This window comes from Sphingobium phenoxybenzoativorans, assembly GCF_001757355.1.
Lineage (GTDB): Bacteria > Pseudomonadota > Alphaproteobacteria > Sphingomonadales > Sphingomonadaceae > Sphingobium > Sphingobium phenoxybenzoativorans.
In genome coordinates this window covers 1-4,102 of the sequence record NZ_MINO01000143.1, presented here as the reverse complement: position 1 = coordinate 4,102, position 4,102 = coordinate 1, and the positions used below count along the sequence as shown (strand labels likewise).

The 4,102-nt window shown below is 59.6% G+C and carries 2 protein-coding genes; both read right to left on the bottom strand.

Annotated features, from left to right (window positions below; all coding sequences use genetic code 11):
• Positions 1-61: 61 nt before the first annotated feature.
• Positions 62-928, bottom strand: a complete 867-nt coding sequence (locus BHQ40_RS24200; RefSeq protein WP_006961816.1) for a recombinase family protein — start codon at positions 926-928, stop codon at positions 62-64.
• Positions 929-1,070: 142 nt separating this feature from the next.
• Entirely contained in the window at positions 1,071-3,980 is a 2,910-nt protein-coding gene (locus tag BHQ40_RS24195) for a Tn3 family transposase (protein WP_006961814.1), read from the bottom strand.
• Between the last annotated feature and the right edge of the window lie 122 nt (positions 3,981-4,102).

The following is a 4,102-nucleotide window of genomic DNA, read 5'->3' as shown; positions in this document are numbered from 1 at the left end:
CCCAGTCGGCCCGAAGCTGCGATTTTGGCCATGTTGAAGAACAAAGATTGAACATGGCGATCTACCAGGCTCGCTCTTGTCCTCCAATCTCGTAAACATCGGTCTCGATCGAGCACCTGTAGCTCTCTGCGATGTTGAACATCTCTGTCTGGAGAGATGCGATCTCATCATCGAGGCTGACGCCATCGGCACCCTGATCATAGGCGACGGTCAGCGTGTAATCGCAGTTCCCGGTCTTTTGCATCTGGTAATCCCGCTCCAGCATCGCCTCAATGCGCTCGCGAGCGGGCTTTCTGCCACGACCATGCTTGTTGAAGTTCTCGATGGTCAGATGCAGGGCGATGGTGACAGAAGGCGGCTTTTCCGGCAGCCCGATCCTTGAAGGAATGACGTCAAGCGCCCGATAGACGGTCATTCTTGAGATCTTGAGGTCGCGCGCGACGCTGGCCTTGCTCGCGCCGGCGGTGATCCGGCGTCGGATTTCATCGTCATCGATGTTTTTCTTCCGGCCTTTGTAGACGCCTTCGGCGCGCGCCGCCTCGATCCCGGCGCGCTGCCGGTCCTTGATGAACGTCAGTTCCATGTCCGCGACCATGCCCAGAATGGTGATCACCATCCGCCCCATGCTTCCGGCCGTCGTCACCTCCGGCTCAAGCACCCGCAATGAGGCTCCCTTCTGGTCGAGTTCATGAACCAGATTGAGAACATCGCGTGTGGAGCGACCGAGCCGATCGAGACGCAGGACGACGAGTTCGTCATCGGCGCGCAGGAACTGCATGATCGTCTCAAGCTCCGTGCGTCCAGTGCGCGATGCGCCCGAGCCTGTTTCGGAGCGGAGGATTTCACAGCCCGCTGCCTTCAACCGGGCAACCTGGATGTCGAGATCCTGGTCGATGGTGCTGACGCGGGCGTAGCCGACGCGGGTCATGGGCAAATCCGTCACATTAGGGTGGCTTTGCCCTCGTACAGTAACATTGGTGACGGAACCACCCTTTTGTGACATGTCGTATATGTCACTTCCGATCGTCACGTTCGGGTGCACCCAAATGGTGCGAGCGGAAAGGCCCCGGTCAGGCAGCAAGCCGCCCAAAATCGATCCGGCTATTCAGATCGAGGTCGAAGCGGCCATAAGGATTGACGTGGCTGTAAATCAGCGGTGTGAGGCCGCGATAATCATCCGGCGTCATCCGGCCCGTCCATTTCGGTTCCACCAGCACGCTCTGAAGCATTCGGGTGTTCACATAGACAAGCGACGCTTGCAGCAAATGTAGCGCCAGGACCGAGAGCTGCTGCTCATCGATGCGGTTAGTGGCGATCTCGCCGCCCTTGCCGAAGAAAACGAACCCATTGGCACTGTTCCAGTTTTCAACGACATTCAGGCCTTCATGAATTTCGCGGCGGAAGGACTCCTCGCGCAGATACCGGCACAGGAAGATCGTCTTGACCGCGCGGCCCAGCTCACTCAACGCCTTGTAGGTCGGGTGCATCACCTCGGAGCGGCTAAACCGGCGCAGGATCGCCTCCGGGTCGGCGGTTTTTGTCTGCATCGCGGCTGCATATTTGACCATCTCGTCATATTGCTGCTCGATCTCATCCCAGTTGATCGGACTGGAGAGGATCGGCTGCAAGTGGGGAAGCCGCGTTCGCATGCCGACATCGGGAAGAGCCAGCTTCTGGCGAGCGATCGCTTTCAGGCGGGGTGCAAGCTCAAATCCGAGAAGCCGGCAAAATGCAAAGCCAACCGCGCTTTGGCCATGACTATCAACATATTGTCGCTGGATTTCCATGTCGGTGCAATGGCGCAGCACGCCCTCGATCATGGAGGCGACCTCGGAGGAAGAGCAGCGCTTGAGCTGGGAATAGACGCATGTCGCGCGTCGTTCGACATGCCAGTAGATCATGACGCCCCGTCCACCATAACGCGCATGCCATTCCGTCATCAGGTTGCGATCCCAGGCTCCGAACTTTGTGGAATCTGACGCACAGGCCGTGCCGGCGTCCCCCCAGACTGCAGCATTGCGGATTGCCAGGGTCGCATTCGCAACCCTGGCACACGCCTCCTTGAGCGCCGCGGCATGAACGAAGCGGCGATGGACATGCAGCAGCTCTTCATAGCTGACATCGGGGGTGGCGCCGGCGATCCGCTTGAGCCCGGCATTCGTTCCCAGGCCGTAGAGGCATAGCAGGAGACGTTGATCCAGCGCGGTTTTCGGCAGTGCAACACGCGAGGCCGATGTTTCGAACGCTTCGAGAAGTCCCGTATCAAGGGCAGCCTCCTTCAGTACGTCGAGCAGCCCGGTCATCGGCCAGCGTTGGCCGATCTCGGTCTTGATCGAGGCGAGACCCCTGGGTTCGGGCAAGGGTTTGAACGGGGTGAGAGATATACGGTTCTCGCCGCGCCACAGCAGCCGAACCTTGTCGTTCCGGGGAATATTGGCATTGAGGAGCAACAGTTCCTGAGCAAGCTCTTCCCGGATGGCGCTTGAAAATGCACGCGCATCCGCCGTCAGGTTCAATCCTGTGTAATATGCTTCTCGCCGCGCATCGAAGTCCTTGGGAAGATCGTCATCGGGATTGCGGTATCGGTCCGCCCCGACAACCCAGATTTCCTTAGAACGGATGCGATCGCGCAGTTGCGCGAGGACACAAAGCTCATAACTGATCCGGTTTACGCGCCCCTCTTCATCAATGACGGAACTGCGCCATCTCGCCGGAATGACCTCGTCGACCGGCACTGCGTGCGGCGGCACGTAGCGGCATCCATCATCCACTTTGCTTCTGATCCAGTCCAGGGCCGCCAGCACCGGACGCCACACGGCGTTGTTCGACCGGAACTCCAGTGCCGAAAGCAGGCTTGGCAGCATACGGCGATAATGATTGGCCCATGACCTCCGCATCACCTTGTAGATCCGCCGATCCAAGGCGCCCTTTGCCTGGCTTTCCTTGATGATCGCCGCCAGTTTGTCCTTGCCGGCGATTGGGAAAATGACATCGCAGATGCGCCCGGATGGATCGTCGATCGAAGCGCTGGCAATCTCGACCAGGAGTCGCTCCTTGCCATAGACCCGCTCGATGTCTTTCGCGATATCGCCCACCACCTTGCGTTTCGAGCGCGATCCGATCTTATGGACCGTCTCGATCAGCAGGTCGACCATCGCATCCGTAAGCTGAGCTTCCCGCGCCATCAGATAAACGGCATAGAGCCCGAGCTGGCGCGCCGGTACATGCCGGCGCATCTCCGAGGCTTTCTCGCCGGCAACCCGGCGAACGATCTGATCGACCCATGCCTTGCCCGTGACCGATAGGAAATCTCGGGGAAGAGCAAGCCGTTGGATAAAGGCGAGTTTGGCGGTCACGCCAAGAATGTTTTCGAGCGTCGCCTGACCTGCATCCCCCTTCATCGTGTTGAAGCCGGTCGGGCCATCGGGATCGGCGAGCGAGGCTTCCAGCAAGGCGACCGCATCCGGCGCAAGCCGATCGCGGACTCGGGCCAACAGGGCCTCCAGATAGAGGTGTCGTTGCGAACGGACGAGGCGTTCCAGCTCCTTGCGCGACGGCCCATAGATACGGCGGTCGCGGCACCACAGGAAAACATGCTCGAGCATGGCATTGATCGGCTGCCCGCCCGCACAAAGATCGTCGGAAATCCACCTCGACAACGCCCTGCGATCCGTCTGCGTCATACGGCGGAACCCGAGATGCCGCAAAATCTCCGCGCAATGCCGGCGGGCGGTGCGCCCGGAAAAATCATAGTGGTTCACGGATTTGGCATCGAGACCAAGTTGCTCCGCCAGATACAAGACACCGTCGGAGGGTATCGACGCATGATCCGGCACAAAGAAGCCATGCCCGGCGAAAAATCTAAGCTGAACCGCCAATCCCAGTCGTGCCGTCTCCGCTTTGCCGGTCACGAACGCGATGTCCGAAAAACTCAGGCTCCAGGAGCCGATCAGATCCCCACTCGAAACGCCAAGGCTCATAACGCCGCTCCCTTATCGGAGCGGAACGTCGTTCCTCGCATGGGCGATCGTCAACAACAACCAGCCCGTTCCCGACGTGTTCTCCAAGATGACCAAAATCGCAGCTTCGGGCCGACTGGGCC